Origin of the sequence: Ancylobacter sp. SL191, from assembly GCF_026625645.1 — a bacterium.
GTDB lineage: Bacteria > Pseudomonadota > Alphaproteobacteria > Rhizobiales > Xanthobacteraceae > Ancylobacter.
Map to the genome: position 1 here is coordinate 3,226,229 of NZ_CP113056.1, position 13,745 is coordinate 3,239,973.

The 13,745-nt window shown below is 68.0% G+C and carries 12 protein-coding genes; 5 read left to right on the plus strand and 7 right to left on the minus strand.

Annotated features, from left to right (window positions below):
- Complete coding sequence (locus OU996_RS14610) at nucleotides 1-2,577, minus strand: ATP-binding protein (protein ID WP_267582336.1); 2,577 nt, start codon at nucleotides 2,575-2,577, stop codon at nucleotides 1-3.
- Nucleotides 2,578-2,861: 284 nt separating this feature from the next.
- On the opposite strand from OU996_RS14610, the gene OU996_RS14615 reads away from it, so the two are divergent.
- Both OU996_RS14615 and OU996_RS14620 read left to right on the plus strand, forming a co-directional pair.
- On the plus strand, nucleotides 2,862-3,170 hold the full coding sequence (locus tag OU996_RS14615) for a hypothetical protein (RefSeq protein ID WP_267582337.1): 309 nt from the start codon (nucleotides 2,862-2,864) through the stop codon (nucleotides 3,168-3,170).
- Between the two features lie 98 nt (nucleotides 3,171-3,268).
- A complete protein-coding gene (locus OU996_RS14620; RefSeq protein WP_267582338.1) occupies nucleotides 3,269-3,868 on the plus strand; it encodes an invasion associated locus B family protein in 600 nt (199 codons plus the stop codon).
- A gap of 105 nt (nucleotides 3,869-3,973) precedes the next feature.
- On the opposite strand, the gene katG is transcribed toward OU996_RS14620, so the two are convergent.
- A complete protein-coding gene (katG, locus tag OU996_RS14625; protein ID WP_267582339.1) occupies nucleotides 3,974-6,148 on the minus strand; it encodes a catalase/peroxidase HPI in 2,175 nt (724 codons plus the stop codon).
- Between the two features lie 133 nt (nucleotides 6,149-6,281).
- Here katG and OU996_RS14630 point away from each other — a divergent pair, with 133 nt between their 5' ends.
- Nucleotides 6,282-7,181, plus strand: coding sequence for a hydrogen peroxide-inducible genes activator (locus OU996_RS14630; protein ID WP_267582340.1), 900 nt, complete (start codon nucleotides 6,282-6,284; stop codon nucleotides 7,179-7,181).
- Nucleotides 7,182-7,199: 18 nt separating this feature from the next.
- Here the strand turns inward: OU996_RS14630 and OU996_RS14635 are convergent, their stop codons facing one another.
- Nucleotides 7,200-7,928: a GntR family transcriptional regulator gene (locus tag OU996_RS14635; protein ID WP_267582341.1), complete on the minus strand. Its 729-nt coding sequence runs from the start codon at nucleotides 7,926-7,928 to the stop codon at nucleotides 7,200-7,202.
- 130 nt (nucleotides 7,929-8,058) lie between these two features.
- On the opposite strand from OU996_RS14635, the gene OU996_RS14640 reads away from it, so the two are divergent.
- Complete coding sequence (locus OU996_RS14640) at nucleotides 8,059-9,300, plus strand: D-amino acid dehydrogenase (protein ID WP_267582342.1); 1,242 nt, start codon at nucleotides 8,059-8,061, stop codon at nucleotides 9,298-9,300.
- Between the two features lie 35 nt (nucleotides 9,301-9,335).
- Complete coding sequence (locus OU996_RS14645; protein ID WP_267582343.1) at nucleotides 9,336-10,148, plus strand: Asp/Glu racemase; 813 nt, start codon at nucleotides 9,336-9,338, stop codon at nucleotides 10,146-10,148.
- A gap of 6 nt (nucleotides 10,149-10,154) precedes the next feature.
- On the opposite strand, the gene OU996_RS14650 is transcribed toward OU996_RS14645, so the two are convergent.
- From OU996_RS14650 to OU996_RS14665, 4 genes are read right to left on the minus strand one after another with little or no spacing between them, the layout of a single operon-like run.
- Nucleotides 10,155-10,703, minus strand: coding sequence for a gluconokinase (locus OU996_RS14650; protein WP_267582344.1), 549 nt, complete (start codon nucleotides 10,701-10,703; stop codon nucleotides 10,155-10,157).
- Nucleotides 10,700-11,743 (minus strand): L-idonate 5-dehydrogenase, encoded by a 1,044-nt coding sequence (locus OU996_RS14655; protein ID WP_267582345.1) that lies wholly within the window; start codon nucleotides 11,741-11,743, stop codon nucleotides 10,700-10,702. Before OU996_RS14655 ends, OU996_RS14650 begins: the two co-directional genes overlap by 4 nt.
- Nucleotides 11,744-11,794: 51 nt before the next feature.
- Nucleotides 11,795-13,075: a TRAP transporter large permease gene (locus tag OU996_RS14660; RefSeq protein ID WP_267582346.1), complete on the minus strand. Its 1,281-nt coding sequence runs from the start codon at nucleotides 13,073-13,075 to the stop codon at nucleotides 11,795-11,797.
- On the minus strand, nucleotides 13,072-13,653 hold the full coding sequence (locus OU996_RS14665; protein WP_267582347.1) for a TRAP transporter small permease: 582 nt from the start codon (nucleotides 13,651-13,653) through the stop codon (nucleotides 13,072-13,074). Before OU996_RS14665 ends, OU996_RS14660 begins: the two co-directional genes overlap by 4 nt.
- Nucleotides 13,654-13,745: the final 92 nt, after the last annotated feature.

Consider the following 13,745-nt stretch of genomic DNA (forward strand, 5'->3'; position numbering starts at 1 on the left):
CTATTCGTCGAGGATCTCGCGCACCTTGGTGGCGAGCGCCTCGATGTTGAAGGGCTTGGGCAGGAGATGCGTGCCGGCGTCGAGCACGCCGTTATGCACGATGGCGTTGCGGGTGTAGCCGGTGGTGTAGAGCACCTTCACCAGCGGGTGGAGCCGGCGCACCTCGTCCACCAGCTGCCGGCCGGACATGCCGGGCATCACCACATCGGTGAACAGCAGCGTCGGACAGGGGCCGGATCGGATGACCTCCAGTGCCTCCAGCGGGCCGGCAGCCTCGATCACCGTGTAGCCGAGATCGCGCAGCACCTCGCAGGAGAGGTTGCGCACCCGCGCGTCGTCTTCCACCACCAGCACGGTCTCGCCGGGCACGCCGCGCCCGGCCGCGTCGCTCTCGCGCTCGCGCTCCTCCGGCTCGGTGCCGCGCATCCGTGGCAGGTAGATCTTGATGGTCGTGCCGACGCCGAGTTCGGAATAGATGCGCACATGGCCGCCGGACTGGCGCACGAAGCCATAGACCTGGCTGAGCCCGAGGCCGGTGCCCTTGCCCACCGGCTTGGTGGTGAAGAACGGGTCGAAGGCCCGCGCCATGGTCGGCTCGTCCATGCCCATGCCGGTATCGGTGACGGCGATCAGCACATATTGGCCGACCGTCAGGCCGGAATCGCGGGCGTAGATGTCATCGACATAGGCATTGGTGGTCTCGACCGTGAGCGTGCCGCCCTCCGGCATGGCGTCGCGCGCGTTCACCGCGAGGTTGAGGATGGCGCTCTCCAATTGCGCGGGGTCGACCTTGGTGCGCCACAGCCCGGCGCCGATGACGGTTTCGACGCGGATGGTCTCGCCGAGCGTGCGGATGAGCAGGTCGCTCATGCCGGTGACGAGGCGGTTGACCTCGATCGGCTTGGGCGAGAGCGGCTGCTGGCGGGAGAAGGCGAGCAGGCGCTGGGTCAGCGTCGCCGCGCGCTGGGCGCCGTCGAGCGCGGCATCGACGAAGCGGCCGACATCGGTGTCGCCCTTGGCGAGCTTGCGCTGCATCAGGCCGAGGCCGCTGATGATGACGGCCAGCATGTTGTTGAAGTCGTGCGCGATGCCGCCGGTGAGCTGGCCGACCGCTTCCATCTTCTGCGCCTGACGCAGCCGCTCCTCGGCCTTGGAGCGCTCCTCCACCTCCTCCATCACCCGCCGCTCCAGCGTGGCGTTGAGCGCCTGGAGTTCGGCCTCGACGCGCTTGCGGTGGGTGATGTCGATGACCGTGCCCATAAAGCGCAGCGGGTGGTCGTCGATCTGCAGGCGGCTGCCGGTGGCGGCGAGCCAGCGTTCCTTGCCGTCCGTGAGGCCGATGGTGCGGAACTCGATATTGTAGTCGGCGCCCTCGGTGAGCGCGCGCTCGACCGCCGCCGCCGCCCGCTCGCGGTCCTGCGGGTGCAGGCCGGCGAGGAAGGCGCCGGCATAGGAGACCTCGGCCTCCGGCGGCAGGCCGAACAGCTCCTTGCAGCGTGCGTCCCAGCGCAGAATGTCGGAATCCGGCTGGTAGTCCCAGGTACCGATCGCCGCGGCGGTGATGGCAAGGCGGGCGCGCTCGGCTTCCTCGCGCGCCCGCTCCTCGGCGCGCACGCGCTCGATATGCGCCCAGCTCCGCTCGGACACCTCGGAGAACAGGGTGATCTCGCCCGGCGTCCAGTCGTGGGGGGCGCTGTGATTCACCGACATCATCGCGGTGAGCGCGCCGTTCTTCACCAGCGGCATGGAGGCGCTGGCGGCGATCCCAAACGCGCTCAATAGATGGGCCGTCTCGCGATCATCCTCGGCGGCCGCATCGCGGACAATGGCCGGCTGGCCCGCGTGCAGTCGCTCCGCGATCCGCGGCCCGAAATTCGACAACCGGTAGCGCCCGAGCACGCTCTGCGCCCCCGGCGCGGTCCATTCGCCGCGCACGGTGACGCCGTCGGCATCGGGATCGACATCGGCATAGGAGCAACTCACCGCGCCGAGGCGCTCGCCAAGGCGGCGGGCCGCGATGGCCATGATCGCGTTGGCGTCCGAGATCGTCGCCATTTCGCGGCCGACCGAATCGAGAAAGCCGAGCCGCGCCTCGTTCTCGCGCAGTTGCTGCTCGGCGCGCACGCGGTCGGTGGTCTCGTTGACGATGCACAGCACGCCGGCGATGCCGCCATCAGCCTCCCGCACCGCCGAATAGGCGATGTCGAAGTTCACATCCTCCAGATAGCCGTGGCGTTCGATGACGAAGGGCCGATCGCGGGCATAGACCGGCTCGCCGCTGTGCCCGACCTTGTCGAGCAGCGGCTTGAGATCGTCCCAGAGTTCCGACCAGCTCTCCGACGCCGGTCGGCCGAAGGCGCGGGGGTGCTTGGTGCCGATGGTCGGGGCGTAGGCATCGTTATAGAGAGCGAGATAGTCCGGGCCCCAGAACAGCACGATCTGGATGGGCGAACCCAGCATCATGTCGAACAGGCGGGCAAGCAGCGGCGGCCAGTGCCGCCCTGGACCGAGCGGGGCATCCGAGGCTTCGAGGGCCGCGACGGCATCGGCGACACTCGGCACGCTCGCGCTGTTCATGAAATCCCCATCGCCCGACCGTACGTTGCTTTTGAGATGAACCGGCCGAAGCCGCCGGCCTTGCCAGGGGCCGCCGACCGGACGGCAGCTAAGTACCTTCGCGAAAACGGCCAACGGTAGCGGCCGGTTCCCTGGCAGGCGAATTATATTTCCGTGTCATCCGTGGGTTGCCGGACGCGGTTGATGTGAACTGGTCCGGCCTGCCGTAAGGAAATCGGGCTGGGGACCATTCCCAAACGGATGGCCTGCGCTACACTCGGCTGAGTTCGTGGAGGGACATCATCGTGAGATCGCCGATCACCGGGCGCGCCCCGCGCTGTGCTGCGGGCCTCGCCATGAGCCTCGCTCTTCTGGCGGCGGCTCCGGCCCTCGCCCAGTCGGACACAACGCTGCCGCCGCTGAACCCGCCCGGCCCTGCCGATGGCCTGTCTCCGATGCCCGATTCGCTGGGGCAGTCGGCGGACCAGCCGGCGCCGATGACCGGCGAACTGGTGCCCCTGCCGACCGCCCCGCCCGCCGATCCAGCGGCGGCCGTCAAGCTGCCGGATTGCGCGCCGCCGGCCTGCGGCACGCCGCAGATCATGGCGCCCTGAGCGGTTGCGCCCCTTGCATGGGGTTGCATGGCCGCCATCAGGTCTCTAGGCCCGTGCTATCAAGGTACCGTTGTTACGCCCCAACATAAGAAGTTCCGATGCACCGCTTGCCCCTTCGTGCTGCCCTCGCCGCCCTTCTGTTCACCGCGTCTCCGCTTCTCGCACAGACGGCGCCGAAGCCTGCCGCGCCCGCGGCCCCTGCCGCCCCGGCCGCCGCGCCTAAGGCGGACGCAGCCAAGGCCGATGCGACACTGCCCGGCGGCGCGTCGTCCCTGCGGGAAAGTTTCGACGACTGGACGGTGAACTGCGCCCTGCCCAACGGCCGGCGCGTCTGCGTGCTCTCGCAGGTGCAGGTCGACCAGCAGAGCAAGCAGCGGGCGCTGGCCGTCGAGGTCGGCAGCGTCGATGCCAAGGGGCTCGGTGGCATCATGGCCCTGCCCTTCGGTCTCGCGCTGGCGCCTGGCGTGACGGTGCAGATCGACGATGGCGCGCCACTGCCGGCCCTGCCCTTCCAGGTCTGCCTGCCGGCCGGCTGCATCGTGCAGTTCCGCTTCGAGGGCGACACGCTTGCCAAGCTGAAGACCGGCAAACAGGTGAAGATCAACGCCAAGGCGTTCGAGGGCGGGCAGAACATCGTGCTCACCGTCTCGCTCAACGGCTTCGCCACCGGGCTCACGCGGCTGCAGTCGCTGCTCTGATCGTCACGGCACGGTTGAATAAAAAACCCCGCCCACCGGCCCGGTGAGCGGGGTTTTCTTTTGGGGTCAGCGCGGCAGCCGGAACTGCCGCGCGTCAGGCCCGGTTCAGGCCGCCAGATCGAAGCGGTCGGCGTTCATCACCTTGGCCCAGGCGGCGACGAAGTCCTTGACGAACTTCTCGCCGGCATCGTCCTGCGCATAGAGCTCGGCATAGGCGCGCAGGATGGAGTTGGAACCGAACACCAGATCGACGCGGGTGGCTGTCCACTTGAGCGCGCCGGTCTTGCGGTCGCGCAGCTCGTAGATGCCGTTGCCGGCATTGGTCCAGCTATTGGCCATGTCGGTCAGGTTGACGAAGAAATCATTCGTCAGCGCGCCCTCGCGGCCGGTGAACACGCCATGCTTGGAGCCGGCATAATTGGTGCCGAGCACGCGCAGGCCGCCGAGCAGCACGGTCAGCTCGGGGGCGGTCAGGCCCTGAAGCTGCGCGCGGTCGAGCAGCAGCTCTTCCGGCGAGACCACATAGTCCTTCTTCTGCCAGTTGCGGAAACCGTCATGGATCGGTTCCAGCACGCTGAAGGAGTCGGCGTCGGTCTGCGCGTCGGTGGCATCGCCCCGGCCAGGAGCGAAGGGCACGGAGACGTCAACGCCCGCCGCCTTGGCGGCCAGCTCGATGCCGACATTGCCGGCGAGCACGATGACGTCCGCGACGCTGGCGCCGGTCTCGGCCGCGATCGGCTCCAGCACCGCCAGCACCTTGGCGAGGCGGGCCGGCTCATTGCCTTCCCAGTCCTTCTGCGGGGCGAGGCGGATGCGCGCGCCATTGGCACCGCCGCGCATGTCCGAGCCGCGATAGGTGCGGGCGCTGTCCCAGGCGGTGGCGACGAGTTCCGGGATGGACAGGCCGGCATTGATGATCTTCGCCTTCACGGCGGTGACATCATAGTTGGTGGCGCCAACGGGGACGGGATCCTGCCAGATCAGCTCTTCGGCCGGCACGTCCGGGCCGATGTAGCGGACCTTCGGGCCCATGTCGCGATGGGTCAGCTTGAACCAGGCGCGGGCGAAGGTGTCCTGGAAATAGGCGGGATCGGCCATGAACTTCTGGCAGATCGCGTTGTAGATCGGGTCGACCTTCATCGCCATGTCGGCGTCGGTCATCATCGGGTTGTGGCGGATCGAGGGATCGGTCGCGTCGACCGGCTTGTCCTCTTCCTTGATGTCGATCGGCTCCCACTGCCACGCGCCGGCAGGGCTCTTGCGCAGCTCCCACTCATGGCCGAACAGCATCTCGAAGAAGCCCATGTCGAACTTCGTCGGGTGCGTGGTCCAGGCGCCTTCGAGGCCGGAGGTGACGGCGCGGTTGGCGGCGCCGTTCTGGTGCGGATTCGCCCAGCCCATGCCCTGATCGGTGATGTCGGCGCCTTCCGGGCTCGGGCCCAGCAGCTTGGCGTCGCCATTGCCATGGGTCTTGCCGACGGTGTGGCCACCGGCGGTGAGCGCGGCGGTCTCTTCGTCATTCATCGCCATGCGGGCGAAGGTCTCGCGCACCTGCGCGGCGGTCTTCAGCGGGTCCGGCTTGCCGTTCACGCCTTCCGGGTTGACGTAGATGAGGCCCATCTGCACGGCGGCGAGCGGGTTTTCCATCGTCGACGGGTCGTTCACGTCGGCATAGCGCTCGTCGCTCGGGGCGAGCCATTCCTTCTCGGCGCCCCAATAGACGTCCTTCTCGGGGTGCCAGATGTCCTCGCGGCCGAAGCCGAAGCCGAAGGTCTTCAGGCCCATCGATTCATAGGCGATGGTGCCGGCATAGGCGAGCAGGTCCGCCCAGCTGACCTTGTTGCCGTACTTCTTCTTGATCGGCCACAGCAGGCGGCGGGCCTTGTCGAGGCTGGCATTGTCCGGCCAGGAATTCAGCGGGGCGAAACGCATATTGCCGGTGCCGGCGCCGCCACGGCCGTCGGCCAGGCGGTACGAGCCGGCCGCGTGCCAGGACAGGCGGATCATCAGGCCACCATAATGGCCCCAATCCGCCGGCCACCACTCCTGACTCTCGGTCATGAGGGCGATCATGTCCTTCTTCAGCGCGTCGAAATCGAGCGACTTCAGCTCCTCGCGGTAGTTGAAGCCCTTGAGCGGGTTGGTCTTGGTGTCGTGCTGCGAGAGGATGTCGAGGTTCAGCGAGGTCGGCCACCAATCGGTGTTGGACCTGCCGGTCTCGGTGATCGCGCCATGCATCACCGGGCACTTGCCCGCCGGCCGCTTCGTGATGTCGTCCATTCTCGCCTCCGAAAACCCATAACCCCGCTGCCCGCACTGGAATTAGTCCAATGCGTGCCTGATGGCAGGGTCTTACCGCGTCTCTTTGATAATGAAAATTTGCATTTTCTAATTGCCACGATATGTAGCGCTTATGAGTAACATCTCCATGAAGCATCTGCGCTATTTCGAGGCGCTGGCGCAGCACGGCCATTTCGGCCGGGCGGCCGAGGCCTGTGCCATCTCCCAGCCGGCGCTGTCGCTGCAGATCAAGGAGCTGGAGGAAATCCTCGGCGTGCCACTGGTCGAGCGGGGCATGCGGCAGATCCGACTCACCAGCCTCGGCACCGAATTCGCCCGCCGCGCCCGCGCCATCCTGCGGGCGGTGGAGGAACTGGACGACCTCGCCCGCGCCTCGCTGAGCCCGCTCGCCGGGCGGCTGCGGATCGGCGTCATTCCGACCGTCGCGCCCTATCTGCTGCCGCGCCTGCTCACCCGGATCAGCGCCCGCTTTCCGGGACTCGATCTGCGCCCGCGCGAGGCGGTGACGCAGCGGCTGGTGGAGGATCTCTTGGAAGGCCGGCTCGATACCGCCATCGTCGCCCTGCCCGTCTCCGAGCCGTCGCTGGTCGAGGTGCCGCTGCTGGAAGAGGAGTTCGTGCTGGTGCGCCCGCGCGCGGATGCCGACAAGCCGGTGCCGAATTCCGAGATGCTGCGCGAGATGCAGCTCCTGCTGCTTGAGGAGGGCCATTGCTTCCGCGAGCAGGCGCTCTCCTACTGCAATTTCTCCCCGAGCCAGCCGCGCGAGCTGATGGAGGGCAGTTCGCTCACCACGCTGGTGCAGATGGTCGGCGCCGGCATCGGGGTGACGCTGATCCCGCAAATGGCGGTGCGGATCGAGACCGCGCAGGCGCAGGTCTGCGTCGCCCGGCTGACCCCGCCGCCGGCGCGGGTGATCGGCATGGTCTGGCGCCGCACCAACCCGCTGGCCGAACAGTTCGAGCTTCTCGCCGGCATGGTGCGCGAGGCCGGCGAGGCGCAGGCGGCCGCCTAGAGCATTCGGTCAAATTGGCTACGCGGCGTCGCCGACGAAGATGCGCGCGAGACCGGCGGTGGCGACCTCCACCGCATGGTCGGAGGACAGGGTGATGTGGCGCTCCAGCAGCTCCGCCCCGCCCGCCGCGTCGCGCTGGCGCAATGCCTCGATGATGGCGGCGTGCTCGCGGTAGCCGGTGGCGCGCTGCGGCAGGGCTTCCAGCGCGATGCGGCGGAAGAAGCGGATGCGCGAGGAAATGGCATCGAGCGCCAGCGCCATCTGCGCGTTGCGCGAGAGCCGGGTGAGCGCCATGTGGAACGCCTCGTCGGCGCGGGCGATGGCGGCCCAGGAGCCCTCCTCCTCCAGCCGGTTGTGCTGCTCCCAGGCGGCGACGGTCGCCTCGATCTCCGCCTCCGTGGCGCGATCACAGGCGAGCACGAAGGCGGCGCGCTCCACCGCCGCGCGCAGTTCATAGAGGTCGCGCACTGCCTCGGGGGTGATCTCGCGGGCAAAGAAGCCCTTGTTCGGCACGGTGACGACGAAGCCATCGCGCTCCAGCCGGTTCAACGCCGCGCGCACCGGCGTGCGGCTGACCTCGAGCTGCGCCGCCAGTTCCACCTCGTTGATCTTCTCCCCCGGCCGGAAGCGGTACTCGACCGCGTAGTCCTTGATGATGGCGTAGATGCGCTCGACGCTGTCGGCCGCGCGGGGGCGCCTTATGCCCATTGCGGAAGTCTGCGCCGCGCTGTCGTCCTTAGCCGCCATACTCCGCGCCTCCCCCGCGCCTGTCGCCCCTGCCCTGCTTAGGGAGCGGGCAGTCTATGCCCAACATTTCCCGTTGTGCAGCCCGAGATGAATCCTAAAGTGTATTCACTTCAGGAGGGGCGTGGACGGCATGCGCATCATCGTGCTCGGCGGCGGGGTCGTGGGCGTGACCACCGCCTATCAGCTCCAGAAGGATGGCCACGAGGTCGTGCTGCTGGAGCGCCATGCCGAGGTTGCCGACGAGACGAGCTGGGGCAATGCCGGGATGATCGCGCCCGGCCATTCCTTCGTCTGGTCCTCGCCCAAGGCGCCGATGACGCTGCTGAAATCGCTGGTCCTGAAGGACCAGGCGCTGCGCTTCCGCCTCTCGGCCGATCCGCGCCTCTACAGCTGGTCCTGGCGCTTCCTGATGGAATGCACCCACGCCAAGGCGCGGCGCAACACGCTGCTCAAGCACCGGCTCGCCGCCTATTCGCAGGCGGTGCTGCAGGAGGTGATCGGCGCGGAAGATCTGGCCTATGACCGCAACGACCAGGGCATCCTGTATTTCCACCGCAGCCAGCAGGCGCTCGATGTCGGCGTCGCCAATATGCGGCTGCTGGAATCGGACGGTCAGCTCATCAAGGTGCTCGACCGCGACGCGGTGGTGGCAATGGAGCCGGCCTTCGCCCATGCCCGCGAGAAGATCGCCGGCGCCATCTGGTGCCCGACCGACGAGACGGGCGATCCCGCCAAGTTCACCCGCGCGCTGGCCGCCATCGTCGCCCGCCGCGGCGGCGAGATCCGCACGGGCACGGCGATCACCGGCATCGAGGTGGCGGGCGGCAAGGTGACCGGCATCGCCACGGAGCGCGGGCGGGTGACGGGCGACGCCTATGTGCTGGCCATGGGCTCGGCCAGCGCCGGCCTCGCCCGCAGCATCGGCATCGACCTGCCGATTTACCCGATCAAGGGCTATTCGCTGACCATTCCCATCGGCAACCAGCCGCGCCCGCCGAGCCTCGGCTGTGTGGACGAGCACAACCTTGTCGCCGTTTCCCGCTTCGGCGACCGCATCCGCGTGACCGCCACCGCCGAATTCGCCGGCTACGACACCAGCCACAAGCCGCCCGACTTCGCCTTCATGAAGCGGGTGACGCAGGAGCTTTACCCGGAAGGCGCCGACTATGAGCGGGCCGAGATGTGGGCCGGGCTGCGGCCGATGACGCCGACCAACCTGCCCTTTTTCGGGCGGCGGCAACTCGCCAATCTCTATCTCAACACCGGCCACGGCCATATCGGCTGGACCATGTCGCACGGCTCGGCGCGCATCACCGCCGATCTCATCGCCGGCCGCACGCCGGCCATTCCCATGGACGGGCTGGCCGCCTGAGCGCCCGCCCCACCCCGCAACCGGAGGTTCCGCCGATGACGCCGCACGCTGCCCTCGCCTCCCCCGCCATTCTCGATGCGCCGCGCGATCTCGGCGTGATGGCGTCCGAGCTGGCGCCGCGTCTTGGCGCGCGGGCCACCATCGGCCTCGTCGTGCTCGCCACCGACCAGACCATCGAATACGAGTTCCGCAACCTGCTCGACCTGCCCGGTGTCGGCCTTTACGAGGCGCGGCTGCACAATGATGCCGAGATCACCCCGGAGACGCTGCGCGCCATCGGCCCGCGCATCGCGCCTTCGGCCGAGCTGATCCTGCCGGGCACGCCGGTCGATGTCGTCGCTTTCGGCTGCACCTCGGCGACCATGCTGCTGGGCGAGGATTACGTCTTCAGCGAGATCCGCAAGGCGCGTCCCGGCGTCGCCTGCACCACGCCGGTCACGGCGGCGCGGGCGGCACTGAAGGCGCTGGGTGCCCGGCGCATCGCCATGCTCACGCCCTACGCGCCGGAGATCACCGCCGGCATGGCCGCGAGCTTCCTGTCGCAGGGTTTCGGGGTGGAAGCCTACGCCACCTTTGACCGCCGCGATGACCGGGACGCGGCCTGCATCTCGGTCGATTCGATTGTGGCCGGGGCGGAGCGGCTGGCACGCGAGGCGCCGGGCATCGAGGCGATCTTCGTCTCCTGCACCAGCCTGCGCGTCGCGGAAGTGGTGACCCGGATCGAGGCGGCGACCGGCGTGCCGGTGACCTCCTCGAACCACGCCATGGCCTGGCACGCTTTGCGGCTCGCCGGCATTGACGATGTAACCGCTGATTCCGGCCGGCTGTTCACCTTCGCGATGGCTTGAGCAAGTTCAGGCCGGGCAGAGATCGTCCGGCTCCGTCGCCCGTCCGATGGCCGCGCTGGCATAGGCGACCACCTCGCTGAGCGGACGGTCGATGTCGATGGTCGTCACATCCGCCTCGCCGCTCGGGTCTTCCAGCGTGGCGAGCTGGCTGTCGAGCAGCGTCAGCGGCATGAAATGGCCGTCGCGCTGGCCCATGCGTGCGGCCAGCACCTCCTTGGTTCCCGTCAGAAAGACGAAACGGAGCGTGCCGGCACCGCGCAAATGGTCGCGATAGGCGCGGCGCAGCGCCGAGCAGGAGACAACCACGCCGCGCCCGGCGGCGCGGGTATCGAGCATCACCTGCCGGATCGCCTCCAGCCAGGGCTGGCGGTCGGCATCGTCCAGCGGCTCGCCGCGCGCCATCTTGGCGATACTGGCAGGCGGGTGCAGCCCATCGCCCTCGATGAAATCGGCGCCCAGCCGCGCGGCCAGCGCCGCGCCGACCGAGGACTTGCCGCAGCCACAGACCCCCATGACCACGATAGCGGGCGGTGCCACGTCGTCCCTCAGCGTCATACGGCCTCGCCGAAGCGGAAATGAACCTTCATCGCCCGCCGCCGGTCGGAGGCCAGGGCGAAAGCGGCGTCGGCCTCCTCGATGGGGAAGGTGCCGGACAGCAGCGGGCGCAGATCCACCTGTCCGGTCGAGATCAGGTCGGCGGCGCGGGCGAATTCTTCATCGAAGCGGAAGCTGCCGGTGATGTTCAGCTCCTTGGCGACGATGGCGTTCATCGGCAGCGGCTGCTCGCCGCCAAGACCGATGAGCACGATGGTGCCGCGCGGGCGGGTGAGCTCGATGGCGCTCGCGAGCGCACGGCCATTGCCCGAGCATTCCAGCGTCACGTCGACCCGGCCCTTGTCCTTTGCGAGGTCCGCCAGCGCCTCGGTGCCGCCGGAGACATCGACACAGCGCGTCGCCCCGAGCCGGGCGGCGATGGCGAGAGCTTCCGGGGCGATGTCGGTGGCGATGATGGTTTCCGCCCCCGCGAGCTTGGCCGCCGCGATGACCAGGCAGCCAATCGGCCCGCAGCCGGAGATCAGCACGGTCCTGCCGGCAAGCTCGCCCGCCTGCGCCACCGCATGGAGCGCCACGGCGAAGGGCTCGCACAGCGCGGCGAGCGTCAGGTCGACATCGTCGGATACCTTGACGGCCTGCGCCTCCGGCACGGTCATTTCCTCGCGGAAAGCGCCCTGCACATGGGGAAAGCGCATGGCGCTGCCGAAGAAGCGCATGTCCAAGCATTGGTTGCGCAGGCCGCGACGGCAATATTCGCACTCCCCGCACGGACCCGAGGGGTTCACCGCCACCTTGTCGCCGACCTTCACCGCCGTGACCTCCGCGCCCACCGCCTTCACCGTGCCGGCCACTTCATGGCCGAGCACCATGGGCTCGCGCAGGCGCACCACGCCGAAGCCGCCCTGATGGAAGTAATGCAGGTCGGAGCCGCAGATACCGCCGGCGCCCATCTGCACGACGACGTCGCGCGGGCCCGGTGTTGCGGCGGGCATGGATTCGAGGCGCAGATCGTGCGGGGCGTGGATGACGATGGCACGCATGTCGGGCGGATCCTTGGTCGAGAGAAAGTTACGGTGTGAACGGCCCGCCTGTCAGCGGGTCATCCACTGCAGCGGCCACATGACGATCTGCGGGAAGGCAACCAGCAGGACCATCACGATGGTCTGGGCGATGAGGAAGGGCAGCACGCCGCGGATCACCCCGCCCATCGGCACCTTGGCGACGCCGCAGACCACGTTGAGCACGGTGCCGACCGGCGGCGTCACCAGCCCGAGCGCGTTGTTCATGATGAACAGCACGCCGAAATAGACCGGGTCGATGCCCGCCTGCTTCACCACCGGCATCAGCACCGGGGTGAGGATCAGCACGGTCGGGGTGAAATCGAGCGCGGTGCCGATGATGAACACCAGCACCATCAGGATCGCCATCAGCAGGATCGGGCTGTCCATGAACGGCTCGACGAAGCCGGCGAGCTGCTGGGGAATGTCCGCCGTGGTGATGAGCCAGGCCGAGACGCCGGCCGCCGCCACCAGGAACATGATGACCGCCGTGGTTTCCGCCGCGCGGTAGATCAGATGGAACAGGTCGCGCAGCTTGATCTCGCGGTAGATGAACAGGCCCACGACCAGCGAGTAGACGGCGGCGATGACGGCGGCTTCGGTCGGCGTGAAGATGCCGAATTTCAGGCCGCCGATGATGACCACCGGCAGCATCAGCGCCCAGAAGGCGTCGCGGGTCTCGGTCAGCCGCTCCTTCATCGAGCGGCGCGGCTCGACGCGCGGATTGTCCTTCTTGATGCACCAGCGCCAGGCCAGCATGATGGCGATGCCCATCATCACCCCCGGCACGATGCCGGCGATGAACAGCTTGGTGATCGACACGCCGCCGGCGACGCCGAAAATGATCATGCCGATCGAGGGCGGGATGACCGGGGCGATGATGCCGCCGCAGGCGATGAGGCCGCAGGAACGGTTCACATCATAGCCGGCATTGCGCATCAGCGGCACCAGCACCGAGGCCAGCGCGGCGGTGTCGGCCACGGCCGAGCCGGAGAGCGAGGCCATGATGACCGCCGCCATCACCGCGACATAGCCGAGGCCGCCGCGAATATGGCCGACCCAGGCCATCGCCATGGTGATGATGCGCCGGGTCATGCCGCCGGCGTTCATGAACTCGCCGGCCAGCATGAAGAAGGGCACGGCGAGCAGCGGGAAGCTGTTGGAGCCGTCCCACATGTTCTGGATGATGATCTGCGGGTCGGTGATGCCCATGTAGAACATCATGGCGAGGCCGCAGCCGATCAGCGCGAAGGCGACCGGCATGCCCAGAGCCATGAGGCCGAGCAGCGATCCGATGAAGATGAGAACAATCATGATGGCGTGCCCTTGCGCGCGGTCTGCTCCGCCAGCTCGTGGTCGATCTCGTGGATCTCGGAGAGCCCCTCCTCGTTCACGTCGATCAGCTCGTCCTCGGCAACGTGACCCAGCACGAGGCGGACGAGATTGGCGGCGCAGATGAGGGCGATGGCGGTGCTTGTGATGTAGCTCACGCCATAGACCCACAGCGTCGAGATCTGCGCCACGGGCGAGGAATTGCCGGCGATGATGTCGTGCTGCAGCCAGGTGCCGTAGAGCATGTAGAGGCTGCACACGAGCATGATGGCCTGGCTGATGCCCCAGCATAGCTTGCGCCCAATGAGCGGCAGCGCCCGCACTACGAGATCGACGCCGAGATGGGCACGCCGGTGCAGGCCGACGATGGCACCGAGGAAGGTAAGCCAGACGAAGGCGAACCGCGGCAACTCGTCGGACAGGTCGATACCCGTGTTGAAGCCGAGCCTCAGCACCACATTGCTGAAGACGGTGACGAGCATGACGACCATGCACAGCACCATCAGCACCTCAAGCACGCGGTAGAACGTGGCGATCGCCAACTTGAGCAGTTGGTTCATCGAGACACCTCGGGAAAGCCGAGTGCCGCTGCGGCATCGGACGGAAGGGACGCGTCATCGAGGGGTGTTCCGGCGGCGCGTGGAGGCGGCCG

Bases quoted from the DNA above. Each gene is read 5' to 3' on its own strand.
- katG (WP_267582339.1), bottom strand. From the start codon at position 6,148: ATGGACGACATCACGAAGCGGCCGGCGGGCAAGTGCCCGGTGATGCAT.
- OU996_RS14650 (WP_267582344.1), bottom strand. From the start codon at position 10,703: ATGACGCTGAGGGACGACGTGGCACCGCCCGCTATCGTGGTCATGGGG.
- OU996_RS14660 (WP_267582346.1), bottom strand. From the start codon at position 13,075: ATGATTGTTCTCATCTTCATCGGATCGCTGCTCGGCCTCATGGCTCTG.
- OU996_RS14665 (WP_267582347.1), bottom strand. From the start codon at position 13,653: ATGAACCAACTGCTCAAGTTGGCGATCGCCACGTTCTACCGCGTGCTT.
- OU996_RS14645 (WP_267582343.1), top strand. From the start codon at position 9,336: ATGACGCCGCACGCTGCCCTCGCCTCCCCCGCCATTCTCGATGCGCCG.
- OU996_RS14630 (WP_267582340.1), top strand. From the start codon at position 6,282: ATGAGTAACATCTCCATGAAGCATCTGCGCTATTTCGAGGCGCTGGCG.
- OU996_RS14610 (WP_267582336.1), bottom strand. From the start codon at position 2,577: ATGAACAGCGCGAGCGTGCCGAGTGTCGCCGATGCCGTCGCGGCCCTC.
- OU996_RS14640 (WP_267582342.1), top strand. From the start codon at position 8,059: ATGCGCATCATCGTGCTCGGCGGCGGGGTCGTGGGCGTGACCACCGCC.
- OU996_RS14655 (WP_267582345.1), bottom strand. From the start codon at position 11,743: ATGCGTGCCATCGTCATCCACGCCCCGCACGATCTGCGCCTCGAATCC.
- OU996_RS14635 (WP_267582341.1), bottom strand. From the start codon at position 7,928: ATGGCGGCTAAGGACGACAGCGCGGCGCAGACTTCCGCAATGGGCATA.
- OU996_RS14620 (WP_267582338.1), top strand. From the start codon at position 3,269: ATGCACCGCTTGCCCCTTCGTGCTGCCCTCGCCGCCCTTCTGTTCACC.